Here is a 14,633-nt window from a genome sequence, read left to right as displayed (position 1 = left end):
CTCACAAATCAATATATTGGTTCTAAGCCTTATTCCTCTTCTTTCACCAGGCAGATCAGATCATGATACCCTGACTGCTCCAGTAATTGCTGAAAGCCGGAAAGCACCTCTTCCCTGGTATAATTGTTGCTCGTCAGGAACTCGTTGTCTTTTTCGTTAATATGTTCGTAAAAAAGTGCTCCCGCCATTACCGCTTCTTTGTTTGTGTAGTCCATACTGTCTAAAAACAGATTTTCTGCCTCGTTGATCTGTCCCACATCGATCATGTCCAGGAAATCTTTCAGGTTTTTTCCGGATACTTCATATTTGTTTTCCAGTTCAACGGAAACATATTTTTCTCCAAATGCAACAACAAATAATACTCTTATCGTTTCCTTTATCATTCGCATAATGTAATCTTTTTCATCTGTGAAATTCATTTGCTCATCTCCTCAAACGCCTGGATCTCTTACTCTGTTTTATAAATATTTTTTCCAAATGCATACGCTTCTTTCAGATGGTTCGTCTTATCTATCTGCGGTTTTCCGTTTGTGGATCCACATCCGCCTGCCAGAAGCATTCCTTTGTTATGAAATCCGATATAGTTGATAACTGTAAATTTATAATAAGAAACTCATCTCATAGTGGCAGACAAGTCACCTCGTAAAAGCCGAATATATTATTCTCCTGCAATATACTAACGCTAAGTCACAGCTAATGCCTTCCTGAGATATTCGATAAACATCTGCGTCGCAGGTGTCAGCTTCGTTCTGTCTTTCATCGCCAGTCCGATTTCTCTGTAATATGGAGTCCGAAAAGACCGGACGGCGATCCGGTATGGGATCCGTTTCAGGATCATGTCCGGGAGCACCCCGATTCCAAGTCCACGCTCCACCATCGCCATGATCGCATAAGATTCTATGTGCGCATCGATGCGAAAAATTTCCTCCGTACTGTACAAAGCTGTTGATTTATTACCTGCTGGTTATAAAATCGTGCGCCAGTCCCTGATGGATGATCTTTCCGATTCCAAAAGTATCTGCTGGGACACCCGGATCCTGCAGGATGATGACAGGGGATTTACCTATGAGATCAGCAGATGTCTGTACTTCGACACCTGCAAATCCCATGGCTATCCGGAATTCTGTACCGTATTTTGCACCCATGACTGGTACGCCCTCGGTGTATTAAGGCATCATGCAAGATTCATCCGAAAATCTACGATCGCCGAAGACGGCACCGTATGCCACGATACCATAGCAAAAATAAAATAACGAATAAGATGAGTTCACCGAACGAACTATTGATATATAATGCAACAAATCAGGACACAAAATCGCGTGCGCCATTGATCCCATAGACGCATACCAGAATATACAGCATGTATCCCGGAATACAGATCAGCTTGAACCGCTTGCTGTTATTTCTGATCTTTTCATGCGTGGTAAGCCCAAGCTCCACACAGCGATCCTGCACATCCTGTTAGTTTATACTTACTGTCATTTTACCATACTCTTATTCGGAATTGCAAACAGTAACCATATCATGCAACGTAAGAACCGCCGGAGACAGATGCAAATATTCACCTGTCTCCGGCGGTTCTCCCGACATCTTCTGTGATGTCCGGTATTTATGCCAGTTCTCCGGTATTTCCGGTATATAACTGATAATATTTTCCTTTTTCTTCGATCAGCTGATCATGGGTTCCACGCTCGATGATACGTCCGTTTTCAAGGACCATAATACAGTCACTGTTTCTTACGGTGGACAGGCGGTGTGCTATGACGAAAGTGGTTCGTCCATGCATCAGCTTATCCATACCATCCTGTACCAGCTTCTCCGTTCTGGTATCAATCGAAGAAGTCGCTTCATCCAGGATCAGCACCGGCGGATCCGCTACCGCTGCACGGGCGATAGACAGAAGCTGTCTCTGCCCCTGGCTCAGATTGGCACCGTTATTCGTCAGTTTCGTCTGATATCCTTCCGGCAGTCTCCGGATAAATCCATCCGCATTCGCCAGTTTAGCCGCCGCGATCACCTCTTCATCCGTAGCATCCAGCTTTCCGTAACGGATATTTTCCATAACCGTATTCGTAAACAGCTGCGTATCCTGAAGAACGATGCCCAGAGAACGACGCAGATCTGTTTTTTTGATCTTGTTGATATTGATACCATCATATCGGATCTTTCCATCCTGGATATCATAAAAACGGTTGATCAGATTGGTGATCGTGGTCTTTCCTGCTCCGGTAGAACCAACAAATGCAATCTTCTGACCCGGTTTTGCAAAGAGCTTGATATCATGCAGAACCATCTTTTTCTCATCATATCCAAAATCCACACCGTTAAATACCACATCACCTTCCAACAGCTGATAAGTTGTTGTATTATCCGCTTTGTGGTAATGTTTCCATGCCCAGTGACCTGTATGTTTCTGTGCTTCCCGTACTTCTCCGTTTTCAACTTCCGCATTAACCAGTGTAACATACCCTTCGTCCAGTTCCGGTTTTTCATCCAGGATACGGAAGATACGGTCTGCACCTGCCAGTGCCATAACCACACTGTTTAACTGCTGGCTGACCTGGTTGATCGGCATGTTGATACTCTTGTTAAAGGTCAGGAAACTTGCCAGTGCACCAAGGGTCAGACCGCCGACTCCATAAGTAGCAAAGATACCACCTGCGATCGCACATACCACATAGCTGACATTTCCCAGCTGTGCATTGACCGGTCCCAGGATATTGCCGTATTTGTTCGCATTGTTGGCACTGTCATAGAGTTCATCGTTTAACTGATTGAACTTTTCCAGACTCTCTTCTTCATGACAGAACACTTTTACTACTTTCTGTCCTTCCATCATCTCTTCGATATAACCATTTACCGCACCCAGAGATTTCTGTTGTGCAAGGAAATATCTACCGCTCAGTCCTGCTACTTTCTTCGTAGTAAACAGCATGATGGCGATCATCACCAGAGATACGAGTGTCAGCGGTATACTCAGAATGATCATGCTGACAAAGACACTGACAATCGTGATCACACTGGATAACAGCTGTGGCATACTCTGGCTGATCATCTGACGCAGCGTATCGATATCGTTCGTGTAAATCGACATGATATCGCCGTGCGCATGGGTATCAAAATATTTGATTGGAAGACTCTCCATGTGATGGAACATATCATTTCTCAGATTCTTCAGTGTTCCCTGTGTCACATATACCATGATCCGGTTATAGGAAAAGGTAGCCAAAACACCGATCAGATAGAATACCGCAACCTTCAGGATCGCTCCAAGCAGCGGACCGAAATCCGGACTGTTCTGCCCGATCAGTGGCATGATATACAGATCGATAAGATTCTTCATAAACATGGTTCCCTGGACATTGGCTATGACACTGACGAAAATACACACTGCCACGATCACCAGATGAATTCCATAATTTTTTCCGACATATTTTAAAAGACGTCCCATCAGTTTTCCCGGATTTTCAACCTGGGGTTTCGGACCTCTCGGTCCTCTTTGTCCTGGTCCTGGCATGATCAGGCACCTCCTTTCTCGTCAAAATCTCCGCCGCCCTGGGTCTGAGATTCATATACTTCTCTGTAAATCTGATTATTTGCGAGCAGTTCTTCGTGGGTACCAAAGCCGTCTACCTGACCGTCATTCATGACGATGATCCGGTCTGCCCCCTGTACGCTGGAGATTCTCTGTGCGATGATCAGTTTCGTCGTGCCGGGAATCTCTTTTGCAAAAGCTTCCCTGATCCGTGCATCGGTAGCGGTATCGACGGCACTGGTAGAATCATCCAGAATCAGTACTTTCGGTTTCTTTAACAATGCTCTGGCGATACACAGACGCTGCTTCTGTCCACCGGATACATTGGAACCACCCTGTTCGATATAGGTTTCATACCCTTCAGGCATCTTCTCGATAAATTCATCGGCACAGGCCAGCTGGCAGGCGCGGATGCATTCTTCTTTGCTGGCTTCTTTGTTACCCCAGCGCAGATTTTCCAGAATCGTTCCGGAAAACAGCACATTTTTCTGCAGTACCACGGCTACCTGATTACGCAGAGTCTCCATATCATAAGACCGCACATCCATACCGCCGACCCGGATACTTCCGTTGGTCACATCATACAGACGGCTGATCAAATTAACCAGACTCGACTTTGCACTTCCGGTTCCACCGATGATACCGATGGTTTCTCCTGCATGTATATCCAGATTGATATCTTTTAAGACATATTCACCGCTGCCTTTTTTATAACTGAAGTTCACATGATCGAAGACGATGCTTCCGTCTTCCACTTCCATCACCGGTCTTTCCGGGTTGGTCAGTTCCGGTTTTTCTTCCAGGACCTCTGTGATTCGTTCTGCACTCGCCACACTCATGGATACCATAACAAATACCATGGACACCATCATCAGGCTCATCAGAATATTCATACAATATGTAAGAAGACTCATCAGTTCTCCGGTAGTCAGCTGATCGGTTACGATCATCTTCGCACCCAGCCAGCTGATTCCAAGGATGCAGCTGTATACCGCAAACTGCATCAGAGGTGCATTATAAGAAAGGATCTTTTCTGCTTTTACAAACATTTTATATACATTGTAACTTGCTTTGGAAAACTTTTTGTCTTCATAATCTTCTCTCACATACGCTTTTACCACACGGATACCGGCAATATTTTCCTGCACACTCGCATTCAGATCATCATATTTTTTAAATACTTCCTGAAAATATCCGGACACCCGGCTGATGATAAAGAACAGGCATGCTCCCAGAATAATAACTGCCACCAGATAAATACTTGCCAGTTTTGCATTGATATAAAAAGACATGATCATCGCACAGACCATGCTGATCGGCGCACGCACAAACATGCGAAGCAGCATCTGGTATGCATTCTGTACATTGGTTACATCCGTGGTCAGTCGTGTGATCAGTCCGGCGGTACTGAACCGGTCGATATTGGAAAATGAAAACTGCTGAATGTTTTCATACATGGCTTTTCGCAGGTTTCTTGCAAATCCTGCGGAAGCATTAGCTCCACAGACACCACCCATGATACCTGCATACAGACCAATCAGTGCTGCCACGATCATCCATCCGCCTATGATACAGATATGGCGGATATCTCCTTTCTCCACACCATCATCGATGATGGATGCCATGAGAAAAGGAATCAGCATCTCCATCAGAACTTCCAGAATCATAAATAACGGAGTCTTGATGGAGTCTTTCTTGAACTCTTTGATCTGAGCTCCCAGCGTTTTAAGCATTACTCTCTCCTCCTGTTTGTTTCTCCCTGTTGAATCTCGATATTAGAACGCATCTTACGGATTACCCGGAAAAACACTTCCAGATCTTCGTCCGAGATTCCCTGACGAAGTGTGCTTTCCAGCCGGTTGATGTTGCGGATCGTTCCTTCCTGCATCTTGATACCAACTTCCGTCAGCTCCAGTTTCTTTAACCGGGCATCTCGTTCCACACTGACTCTGCGGATATATCCTCTTTTTTCCATCAACTTCAGGATCCCTGTCGCTGTGGACCTAGCTATGGAAAATTCCGCCTCAATATCCCGCTGATAAATGTCTTCTTCGGAATGCTCATATAGAAACCGGATAATCCAGCTTTGCATCATCGTCAATTCCTCGCCTCCCATCGCTACACGATAGGCGGTCATCCGACTGTGAATCTCATTTTCCAGCCGTTTATTTTCAAATCCGATGTGATCCCTGTATTCTACTTTCAGCATCCTGTGACCTCCTTTCTGTTTGTTCGGATGCGAACAGTTCGGTAGCGTTCGTTCGTTCACGAACTATTTTATGACACATTTCCTCGTTTGTCAATACCAGCTCCCGGCAAAATATTATAAATCAAAATTGGTCCACCGGACCAATTATTGATATACAATGCAAAAAAGATGCAGGTTGTATTTCTACAACCTGCATCCATCTTATCTTTCTGCATCTTCCGGTTCACACCATCTGAATACATTTTCTTTTATATAATTTTAGATCTCAGCCAGTTTCAGCAGATCCGGGATCTTGGATTCCCATCCGAGAGCCATGATATGAACACCCTGGCAGTATGGCTTACACTCTTTGATGATACGTGCAGCGATCTCTACGCCGGTGATACCTGCTTTTGTTCTCTCTTTGTCTGCTTTCAGTTCTTCGATCATCTCATCCGGAACATGGATACCGGCAACGTTATTGTTCATGAATTTTACCATACCAGCTGATTTCGGGATGATGATACCAACCTGTACCGGTTTTCCGAACTGTTTTGCTTTTTCCATGAATTTGATGAATTTTTCCGGCTCAAAAACAGCCTGAGTCTGGAAATATTCTGCACCGGCAGCTACTTTTCTTTCCATCTTAGCCAGCTGTGCGTCAACGGAATCGCTGCATGGAGATACAACAGCACCTTTAGAGAACTTCGGCGGTTCGCCAACCAGCTGATTGCCACCCAAATCTACGCCTTCTTCCAGCAGTTTTACGGTATGTAACAGAGATACGGAATCCAGGTCAAATACCGGTTTTGCCTGTGGATGATCACCCATTTTTGTGTGGTCACCGGTCAGACACAGAATATTGTCGATACCGAACATTGCTGCGCTCAGAAGATCAGATTCCAGAGCGATACGGTTTCTGTCACGACAGGCAAGCTGGAAAATCGGGTTCATTCCTGCATCTTTCAGGACTTTACACATAGCCAGAGAGCCAAGACGCATAACAGAAGACTGATTATCGGTCACATTGACTGCATGAACATCTTTCAGATAAGTTTTTGCTTCTTCTACCAGTTCGTCCACGTGGATTCCTTTTGGCGGTCCTACTTCTGCAGAAACTACAAATTCACCACGGTCGAATAATTCTTTCATTTTCATTATACATTGCTCCAATCATATTAAAATTTTATCGATGCATCGTATTATGTATCTTATATTATTTTGCTACTTCATCGTCTGTTGCAAAATTGTGAATCTGTGTCGGGCATTTCAGTACATCCAGACGTCCAATGGCTTCGAGCCGTCTGTAGATACGTTCCCATCCACATTCCATCGTATTGTCAACTTCACACATGCCGTTCTTGGAACCGCCGCACTGTCCGTTGACAAGGCTCTTGGAACATGCTGTGATCGGGCAGATTCCACCGGTCAGGTTCAGATAACACTCACCGCACTGGTCACATTTGTACTCTAACGGTGTCACGCCCTGGAAACCAGGAAGCGGATAGGTATCGCACGCTGCGCATACCTTCTTGTCATCCAGATATTCTGCGATTGTCTGTACGCCAACGCCACAGGAAAATACTAAAACCAGATCAGATGCCTGGATCTTTTCCATATGTTTTTTCAGGCGCAATTCCATATTTTCCGGATTACAGATATAATCGGTAGTCATGATTCCTGTTACATTGCCTTCAGCGGAAAGTTCCTTCTGAAGTTCTACAGCTTCTTTTTCCGGAAAATGCACTTCTTTACATCCATGGCAGTTGATGATGAAAACTTTTTTCCCTGCCACCAGAGAGTTGATCGTCTCTTTGTCTTTTAACTGGGTAATTAACATATTATTTCATCCCCCTTACTGCATTTTTTCCGGCTTTGATTCTGTCAATAATCGAGATCTTGGAAGAACAGATATACTGGCAGCAGCGACATTCTACACAGTCCATGACATGCATGTCTCTCATGCCTTCCCAGTTCTCCTGATCTGCATATTTTACAAAATACAGCGGTGAAAGTTCCATCGGGCAGACATCCACGCAGCGTCCGCACTTGATACATGCCTGTTCTTTTGTCTCGTCGGTATCGATCGCGATGATACCGTTGGATCCTTTCATCATTGGTACTTCCAGGTCTTTTAACGGGAATCCCATCATCGGTCCGCCCATCTTAACCAGAACATCATCATCGGTAAATCCGCCACAGTAATCGATCAGTTCTTTTACGCTGGTACCGATCTTGATGACAAAGTTGCCCGGATGTTTGATTTTCTCGCCGGTTACGGTTGCAACACGCTCGATCAGCGGCATACCTTTCTGGATCGCATCGGAAATCGCTTTCACGGTACTGATATTATCTACAACAACGCCAACATCTGCCGGGAGACCGCCGCTTGGAACCTGTCTGCCCATGACACGTTTGATCAGAGTTTTCTCAGCGCCCTGCGGGTATTTGGTTCTTGCTACAAATACTTCCATATTGCCGATATTGGCAACTTTTTCCTGCATCAGTTCAATGGCATCCGGTTTGTTATCTTCAATTACAATGATACCTTTTTCAGCACCTGTTGTTTTCAGGATTGCTTTCAGACCATAGATGATATCATCTGCATATTCCAGAAGAACTCTGTGGTCCGCAGTCAGCAGAGGTTCACATTCACATCCGTTCAGAAGGATGGTATCTACCGGTTTCGCCGGTTTCAGTTTGACACAGGTCGGGAAACCTGCTCCACCCATACCAACGATACCTGCTTCACGGATGATATCAATGATCTCGTCCGGAGTCAGGCTGTCCAGATCTTTATGCGGCTGTACGGATTCGTGCAGAGTATTTTTACCATCCGATTCAATAACAACAGCCATCACTTCACTGCCTCTGGTTCCATGCATACGAGGTTCTACAGCAACTACGGTTCCGCTTACGCTGGAATGTACCGGAGCACTGATAAATCCTGCTGCTTCGCCGATCTTCTGACCAACCTTTACGGTATCCCCAACTGCAACGATCGGGTTCGCCGGGGCACCCAGATGCTGGGACATGGAAATAACGACGGTCTTCGGATCCGGGAATTTCTTCAGAGCGATATGCTCGCTGAATTCCTTGCGTTCTGACGGATGTACACCACCGTAATATCCGTTCAGTCTGTCTTCTCTGGCTGCTTTCACATAGTCGTTGATGACTTTGAAGTTTACTTTGGAGAAGTCACGTACCTGTACCGGCTGGTTCAGGAATTCTTCCAAGCGGCCCTGTTTTGCCAGTCTCTGATAGATCTTTTCCCATGCACAGTCCTTGTTCGGATCCACTTCACATTTTCCGTTCTTGGCACCGCCACACTGTCCGTTGACAAGACTCTTCGAGCAGTCAACGATCGGACAGACACCACCGGTAACGTTCAGATAGCACTGTGCACATGCGTCACAGCTCTTTTTGGTAAGTGCCATACCGTGATGACCTCTGTAGTTGAGCGTATTACTTGCCGCAACCACCGGTTTTCCAGCCAGATCCGCAACCGTCTGGATACCAAGACCACAGGAGATCACAACTACGTTCTCTGTTCCTTCCGGAAGCAGATCCTGTAATTTTTTCTCTGTGTGCATCTTATTACATAAGAAATCAAACTTTGCACTGCCTGTGACGGTTTTTCCCTGCTGTGCGGCAAATGTTAAAAATTCGTCACAATCCGGCTCATCAACTGTTTCAAATTCTTTGAAACACTTGTTACAGGCAATCACGAACAGATTGTCTTTGCCTTCCAGTACTGATGTAAGCTCATCATTGCTTTTCAGCTTATACTTCGTATAATTTTCCAATTGCTCACCTTCCTTGAAAAGATTTTTATCCTCATTACCTGTCTTTGCAAATCTTGTTCACCTCCGCACACTCCTGAAAAAGACCGCAAAAACCCGATAAATAAGTTCGTCCTATTAAATGTAACATAATTTCACAATATTATCCAGTTCTATTAGCGATTTCTATAAAATTTTTGCATGAAAAGCACAAATTTTTTTATTTGTATTTCTAAAATCGTTTTATTAAGCCAGTTAGTAATATCTAATTCCAGACAAGAACTAGGGATCCATAAATTTCCGAAAAAAAGCAGCCGCCCGGTCATATCATCTGCCGGACGGCTGTTTTTGTATTTTCTTGTATTTATTTTTCTTTTGATATCACATGATACGGTACTGCCACAAACACTGCTCCGCCGATTATATTTCCGACCGTTGCCAGCAATACAGTATACAGATACTGACCGACGGTGATTCCTCCGTTTGCCACACCTATTCCGATGATGCTCATATCTGCGATGCTGTGTTCAAATCCGCAGGTCATAAAAATCAGAATACACCAGAAAATCATGATCAGTTTTCCGGATTCCGTTTTCATCTTGGTTCCGCACCACACTGCAAGACAGACCAGAATATTACACAGGATCGCACGTACCAGAATCTGTCCGACACCAAGACTCACTTTTGCCGAAGAAATTTTGATAAAGTAATCTGCGATTGCTCCATCTCCCGCTGTCGGAAGTCCGGTCAGCTGGAAAGCCACTACACAGAGCAAAGAGGCGATCAGATTGCCGATCCAGCAGACGCACCACAGTCTCACAGTATCCGCCCAGGATACTTTCTTTCTCAGGGATGCTGCAGCCATCACCAGATTGTTACCGGTGAATAATTCAGCACCTGCCATAACTACCAGACTGAGAGCAGATGCAAAAGCAACACTCTGAATCAGTTTTACCGCAGCCGCTGCACCATTTCCATCCATCGACTGTCCCAGCACAAACGCTACCATACTGCCAAATGAAATAAACATTCCCGCTACCATGGATGAGATAAAATATCCCAGTGGATTTTTCTTCAACAGATTATTTTTTGCCACCCCTGCATTACATAATGCCGTATACTCTTCATGAAACATAACTTTTTCCTCCTTGTCATCACATTTCATTATCTGTAATCGTTCAGCCACAAACCATTACCGTCTTTTCATAATCTCTTTGGCATTTCCCCATAATTTCTTTTTTGCAGATGCACCTCCTTTTTCGATGCCCTGATCTTTTTTCCTGAAAGGTAAAAAAAGGGCAACACTTGTAACACTACAAATGTTGCCCAGACGGTCGGCATCCTGCAAATCTGATTCCCCTGTGGTAATCCACATTTCTCCGTCAGTAATCAGATTTTCTGCATTCATTGTATAAGTTTTATAAAACTTATCTCCTCTAGCTTTAATTTAGCACCATATTGACGGAATGTCAACCGTATTTTATGAACTTATCAAAATATTATCATTCAAATCCAATCTTTCTTCTGCAGCGAATATCCCGCAGGGTGTTTGTCCTGAGCACGACACAATCAGGATAACAGTCTTGTTGCCCATACAGCATTTGCGTAATTCACGCCATGGTTGCAGATACCGGATCTTGTGCTGGCTGCCTCTACGGTTCTGCCGTTACCGATATAGATAACTACATGATAAACCTGTCCGTTTTTCGCATAGAAGATCAGGTCTCCAGGTGCTGCTTCGCTGACCGGGATTTTCATTCCGTACTGAGACTGTGCAGCAGATGTTCTCGGAAGACCGATCCCGAACTGTGCATATACATGCTGTGCAAAACCGGAACAGTCTGCTCCGTGAACCGGATCGGTTCCACCCCATACATACGGGTTACCGATAAACTGCAATGCATAATTGATCAGCGCCTGACGGGTCGGATTCTCCACAGATGCTTCTTTCACAGATTTGAATGTATAGTAGCATACTTTATTATCTTCCGGTGCAACTTCCTGTGTCGCAAGTCCACATACGGTTTCCGGATCCTGTCCTGCATCGGTATAGGTTTTTGCTTTTTCCGCTGCTTCGTCACCCATCAGCAGATATTCGCTCTTTACAAATCCACGAACGTCACCGGATTCCACATATACCCATTCTTTGTTCTTGCTTGCCAGTACATAGCAAACCTGATTCTGAGATAACGTACCGATGACTCTTGCATCCGTATCTTTTCCTTCCCGGATGTTTACTTTGTCGGTGTTGCAGAATGCATATTCTTTTTCTACTACTGTTTTTCCTGCTGTTGTTTTTGTATACAGAAGATTTTTATTTTTCAGCGGGTTCATCAGCTTTGTCGCTTTTTCAAATACCGGATGTTCTTCTCCGGAAAGTTCCTGTGCTTCTTCGATGATCAGATCTGCCTTACTTCCTGTATTCAATTCTTCTTTCCGAATAAACCCTCTGACTCTTCCGGACTCAACGAACACCCAGCCGTCATCATCTTCCTGCAGGATATAGCAGACACCGCCTCCCGGTAAAGATCCGGTAGCTACAGCATCTTCCTCATCACTTTTTTCTTCCAGGATCAGACAGTCTTTTCTCGCAAAGCCATACACTTTATCTACTGTAGTCAGACGGAAATCCTCCTTGATCTCCGGTGGAATCACGATCTGCTGACCTGCGATCAGTGCTTCGTTACTTCCCTGTGCTTCCGGTGTCGGTGTGGCTTCCGGCGTTACCTCCGGAGTCGTCTGCGGCGTTGTTGTCGCTGCTGCCTCCTGTGTTGGCTGCGGTGTAGCCGGTGTCTCCATTGGCGTTGGTGTTGTCGGCTGTGTTGGAGCCGGTGTCTCCGTTGGCGTTGGTGTTGTCGGCTGTGTTGGAGCCGGTGTAGGTGTCGGCGTTTCCGTTGGTGTCTCTGTCGGTTCCGGCGTTGGTGTTTCGGTCGGGGTTTCCGTCGGTGTCTCGATTGGAGTCTCCGTCGGTGTCGTAGTCGGCTCCGAAGACGGAACTTCCGCTGCCTCTGCCGTCGGTGTTACCTCTGCCTCTTGTACCACTCCCACCTGCTCACTCGCTCCTACGGACAATGGTGCTACCGGCATAATCATGCTGGCTGATAAAACTCCTGCAACCAGTTTTTTCCATTTATGCATGTGTTGCCTCCTTGCTCAATCAATACGTCTCATGTTTGCATAATTCCTATTGCAACTACGATTGTTTCTATTATATAACTCTACTACTGGCTTCGCAAGGTTTTATTGGCAATTTTTCACATTTTTTTATTCCCTTTTTTATTATATTGTGATAATTTTTATCATCAATAGCCAAACAACCACGATACGCAAAAAGAGATCTGTAAGTCCGGGAGGGCCGGGCGTCTTACAGATCTCTTCTTTTGGATATCCTATGACTACTGCATAATAGGAAGAACTTTTCTCAAACTCTTTGTCAGTCCCAGTGCTACCGCGATCTTGATCAGATCCGGGATGATGAATGGGAAGACACACCAGCCAAGTACAGTCACCAGACCAACCGGTCCTGCACTGCGGGTGTACATGATCATAAACCAGACAGTTCCAAATGCATAACACACAATCAGACCAACTACCATCTGGACTGCCAGTGCCCATGTCTTTCTGCCCATCACTTTTTCCATGCCCCACATAACCAGAGCACCTACCAGGAAACCTATTATGTAGCCACCGGCGTTGCCAAACAAGCTGCCGATTCCACCACTAAATCCGGCAAATACCGGAACGCCGACTGCACCAAGAAGAATGTACACCAGAATGGAAAGGGTACCTCTCTTACCTCCGAGCACACCTACTGCCAGGAACACGCCGAAGGTCTGTAATGTAAACGGAACGGTGGCCGGTATGGAGATCCAGGAACAAATCGCCATTACCACAGCAAATACCGCAATGTACGCCATGTCATATGTCTTGCCTCTGCTCATTGTTGTCGTTGTCATTTTTTATATCCTCCATTTTTTGCTGCATTTGGGATGAAAATTCTTCTCATCACCACGCTGGTATTACTATAGCACCTGGAGTTTTGATTGTCAACCATGCTTTTTTATCGGTTTACATTTTATTTTTCACCTATTAACAGCTACGGACACGGAATCTCCTTTCAACCGACCTGATCCTTCGGTTTTTATATAAAGCCTTTCTCATTTAATGAATCCGAACACCGAATTGCTTTTCAAAAACTTCACCCGGACACAGACTGTTGCCGTATTCTCTCTCCTCTAACGTTCCGGTAAAAGATTTTTTATCACATCTGCCGTACCATGGTTCGATGCAGACAAACGGTGCCTGTTTCTTATCCGGTGACCACACACCAAACAGTGGGGCATCGAAAGTCACGGTCAGATACGGCTGTTTCTGCGGATCACAGAGACTTACCTGATGCGCCTGGTTCTTTTCTATGATCAGTGCGTCGTTGTCAAACATATTTTCTGTAATCGGCACATAACCATTTTCATTTTTCAGGATATTGTCTTCGCTGATCACCAGTCCATCCGGATCAATCAGTGCGAATTGCAGATCTTTTTTGGTATCAAATTTTAAATAATAATCCGACTGTTTTCCCTTATTCGCCAGCGGACACAGAAATGCCGGATGTCCGCCGATAGAAAAATACATCTGCTTGTCATCCTGATTGCTGACCTTCCAGATGGTCTCTATCTGATCGTCACAGAGTTTATATCCTATCTCAAGGCGAAACGCAAACGGAAATTTCTTTTTTGTCTCTTCCGTAGCATCCAGTCGGAACCACGCTTCGGTATCCGCAGCATTTACCACAGTAAATTCCATATTGCGGGCAAATCCATGTTTTTCGATCTTGTATTCTTTCCCGTCATATCGATAAGAATCTCCCTTTACCGCCCCTACAATCGGAAATAATACCGGCGCATGTCTTTTCCAATATGCCGGATCCGCATTCCACAGATATTCCGTCTGTGTCTCCTTTTTTACGATACTGGTCAGCTCCGCTCCTTTCTCCTGGATCGCTACTTTCAGTTTTTTATTTTCCAGATATACCATATCCCATCCCTCGTCTTTCTCCTGTCCCATTCAGACAGATTTTTTTTACTATGAGTTTCCTCTTTCTCCCCTCTTTTGTCAATAAAAACCGCTT

General features: G+C 45.0%; 14 protein-coding genes, 1 pseudogene and 1 riboswitch. Of the genes and pseudogenes, 1 reads left to right on the top strand and 14 read right to left on the bottom strand.

All coding sequences use genetic code 11. The annotated features are described in order from the left end of the window. Positions 1-29: 29 nt before the first annotated feature. The 3 genes and pseudogenes from ETP43_RS06405 to ETP43_RS06395 form a co-directional block, all read right to left on the bottom strand. A complete protein-coding gene (locus ETP43_RS06405; protein WP_129257437.1) occupies positions 30-419 on the bottom strand; it encodes a DUF6483 family protein in 390 nt (129 codons plus the stop codon). Between the two features lie 29 nt (positions 420-448). Continuing rightward, positions 449-613: pseudogene (locus ETP43_RS18765) on the bottom strand (flavodoxin family protein); the annotation flags it as partial. 69 nt (positions 614-682) lie between these two features. Then, positions 683-883, bottom strand: coding sequence for a LysR substrate-binding domain-containing protein (locus tag ETP43_RS06395; RefSeq protein ID WP_129257436.1), 201 nt, complete (start codon positions 881-883; stop codon positions 683-685). A gap of 28 nt (positions 884-911) precedes the next feature. Here ETP43_RS06395 and ETP43_RS06390 point away from each other — a divergent pair, with 28 nt between their 5' ends. Then, a complete protein-coding gene (locus ETP43_RS06390) occupies positions 912-1,253 on the top strand; it encodes an L-2-amino-thiazoline-4-carboxylic acid hydrolase (RefSeq protein WP_164979620.1) in 342 nt (113 codons plus the stop codon). A gap of 356 nt (positions 1,254-1,609) precedes the next feature. On the opposite strand, the gene ETP43_RS06385 is transcribed toward ETP43_RS06390, so the two are convergent. The 11 genes from ETP43_RS06385 to ETP43_RS06335 all read right to left on the bottom strand — a co-directional run bounded on the left by ETP43_RS06385 (position 1,610) and on the right by ETP43_RS06335 (position 14,569). Then, complete coding sequence (locus tag ETP43_RS06385; RefSeq protein WP_129257434.1) at positions 1,610-3,517, bottom strand: ABC transporter ATP-binding protein; 1,908 nt, start codon at positions 3,515-3,517, stop codon at positions 1,610-1,612. Positions 3,518-3,519: 2 nt separating this feature from the next. After that, positions 3,520-5,268: an ABC transporter ATP-binding protein gene (locus ETP43_RS06380; RefSeq protein WP_129257433.1), complete on the bottom strand. Its 1,749-nt coding sequence runs from the start codon at positions 5,266-5,268 to the stop codon at positions 3,520-3,522. Beyond that, positions 5,268-5,744, bottom strand: coding sequence for a MarR family winged helix-turn-helix transcriptional regulator (locus tag ETP43_RS06375; protein ID WP_129257432.1), 477 nt, complete (start codon positions 5,742-5,744; stop codon positions 5,268-5,270). Before ETP43_RS06375 ends, ETP43_RS06380 begins: the two co-directional genes overlap by 1 nt. A 258-nt stretch (positions 5,745-6,002) precedes the next feature. Next, on the bottom strand, positions 6,003-6,881 hold the full coding sequence (locus ETP43_RS06370) for a methylenetetrahydrofolate reductase (protein ID WP_022172831.1): 879 nt from the start codon (positions 6,879-6,881) through the stop codon (positions 6,003-6,005). A 58-nt stretch (positions 6,882-6,939) separates the two neighbouring features. Next, complete coding sequence (locus ETP43_RS06365) at positions 6,940-7,563, bottom strand: methylenetetrahydrofolate reductase C-terminal domain-containing protein (RefSeq protein WP_022172832.1); 624 nt, start codon at positions 7,561-7,563, stop codon at positions 6,940-6,942. Position 7,564: 1 nt separating this feature from the next. Then, positions 7,565-9,529 (bottom strand): electron transport complex subunit RsxC, encoded by a 1,965-nt coding sequence (rsxC, locus tag ETP43_RS06360; protein ID WP_129257431.1) that lies wholly within the window; start codon positions 9,527-9,529, stop codon positions 7,565-7,567. Between the two features lie 340 nt (positions 9,530-9,869). Then, positions 9,870-10,640 (bottom strand): formate/nitrite transporter family protein, encoded by a 771-nt coding sequence (locus tag ETP43_RS06355; protein WP_129257430.1) that lies wholly within the window; start codon positions 10,638-10,640, stop codon positions 9,870-9,872. 57 nt (positions 10,641-10,697) lie between these two features. Continuing rightward, positions 10,698-10,853 carry a hypothetical protein gene (locus tag ETP43_RS06350; protein WP_243114203.1) on the bottom strand — a complete coding sequence of 52 codons (156 nt, stop codon included), beginning with the start codon at positions 10,851-10,853 and terminating at the stop codon, positions 10,698-10,700. Further along, a riboswitch (ZMP/ZTP riboswitch) is annotated at positions 10,823-10,905 on the bottom strand. (Overlaps the previous gene by 31 nt.) Positions 10,906-11,074: 169 nt before the next feature. Next, a complete protein-coding gene (locus ETP43_RS06345) occupies positions 11,075-12,643 on the bottom strand; it encodes a C40 family peptidase (protein WP_129257428.1) in 1,569 nt (522 codons plus the stop codon). A gap of 257 nt (positions 12,644-12,900) precedes the next feature. Further along, entirely contained in the window at positions 12,901-13,461 is a 561-nt protein-coding gene (locus ETP43_RS06340; RefSeq protein WP_129257427.1) for a biotin transporter BioY, read from the bottom strand. A gap of 205 nt (positions 13,462-13,666) precedes the next feature. Then, a complete protein-coding gene (locus ETP43_RS06335; protein WP_243114202.1) occupies positions 13,667-14,569 on the bottom strand; it encodes an aldose 1-epimerase family protein in 903 nt (300 codons plus the stop codon). Between the last annotated feature and the right edge of the window lie 64 nt (positions 14,570-14,633).

This window comes from Blautia faecicola, assembly GCF_004123145.1.
In the GTDB taxonomy this organism is placed as follows: domain Bacteria; phylum Bacillota; class Clostridia; order Lachnospirales; family Lachnospiraceae; genus Oliverpabstia; species Oliverpabstia faecicola.
The sequence above is the reverse complement of the archived record's forward strand: the minus strand, read 5'-3'. Positions and strand labels throughout refer to the sequence as shown.

Excerpts from the sequence above, each read along its gene's own strand:
- ETP43_RS06405 (WP_129257437.1), bottom strand. The coding sequence starts at position 419 with ATGAATTTCACAGATGAAAAAGATTACATTATGCGAATGATAAAGGAA.
- ETP43_RS06395 (WP_129257436.1), bottom strand. The coding sequence starts at position 883 with ATGGCGATGGTGGAGCGTGGACTTGGAATCGGGGTGCTCCCGGACATG.
- ETP43_RS06390 (WP_164979620.1), top strand. The coding sequence starts at position 912 with ATGCGAAAAATTTCCTCCGTACTGTACAAAGCTGTTGATTTATTACCT.
- ETP43_RS06385 (WP_129257434.1), bottom strand. The coding sequence starts at position 3,517 with ATGCCAGGACCAGGACAAAGAGGACCGAGAGGTCCGAAACCCCAGGTT.
- ETP43_RS06380 (WP_129257433.1), bottom strand. The coding sequence starts at position 5,268 with ATGCTTAAAACGCTGGGAGCTCAGATCAAAGAGTTCAAGAAAGACTCC.
- ETP43_RS06375 (WP_129257432.1), bottom strand. The coding sequence starts at position 5,744 with ATGCTGAAAGTAGAATACAGGGATCACATCGGATTTGAAAATAAACGG.
- ETP43_RS06370 (WP_022172831.1), bottom strand. The coding sequence starts at position 6,881 with ATGAAAATGAAAGAATTATTCGACCGTGGTGAATTTGTAGTTTCTGCA.
- ETP43_RS06365 (WP_022172832.1), bottom strand. The coding sequence starts at position 7,563 with ATGTTAATTACCCAGTTAAAAGACAAAGAGACGATCAACTCTCTGGTG.
- ETP43_RS06355 (WP_129257430.1), bottom strand. The coding sequence starts at position 10,640 with ATGTTTCATGAAGAGTATACGGCATTATGTAATGCAGGGGTGGCAAAA.
- ETP43_RS06345 (WP_129257428.1), bottom strand. The coding sequence starts at position 12,643 with ATGCATAAATGGAAAAAACTGGTTGCAGGAGTTTTATCAGCCAGCATG.
- ETP43_RS06340 (WP_129257427.1), bottom strand. The coding sequence starts at position 13,461 with ATGACAACGACAACAATGAGCAGAGGCAAGACATATGACATGGCGTAC.
- ETP43_RS06335 (WP_243114202.1), bottom strand. The coding sequence starts at position 14,569 with ATGGGACAGGAGAAAGACGAGGGATGGGATATGGTATATCTGGAAAAT.